This window comes from Streptomyces sp. BE20 (assembly GCF_036322525.1).
Taxonomy (GTDB): Bacteria; Actinomycetota; Actinomycetes; order Streptomycetales; family Streptomycetaceae; genus Kitasatospora.
On the sequence record NZ_JAQYWW010000155.1, the window covers coordinates 1 to 294 of the forward strand.

General features: G+C 71.8%; 1 protein-coding gene. It reads right to left on the minus strand.

Features of this window, described 5'->3' with window-relative positions:
* Positions 1–224 (minus strand): hypothetical protein (locus PUR61_RS00780; RefSeq protein WP_329874547.1); only part of this gene is annotated, 224 nt, incomplete at its 3' end.
* Between the last annotated feature and the right edge of the window lie 70 nt (positions 225–294).

Here is a 294-nt window from a genome sequence, read left to right on the forward strand (position 1 = left end):
AGCTCGTTCACCAGCGAGCGCAGGTTGGTGACCACGGCCTGGGCCTGCTCGGCGCACGTGGCGTCGGGGTGGGTGGCGGCGAGGTTCTCCACGTGGTAGGTGGCGTTGGAGTGCTCGCGGTCGGAGGCCGGGGTCGTCTCCTCGCGCGGGGGGTGGTTGGACCGGGTTGCGGGATTGGTGGGGGGCGGGCGGGGGGGAAACTTCGGGTTGTTTTTCTTTTTCACCCGGGTGGGGGTGTCGTACACCGACTGCCGGGGGGGCACCGCCACCCCGGCGGTGTTGGGGGGGGGCACC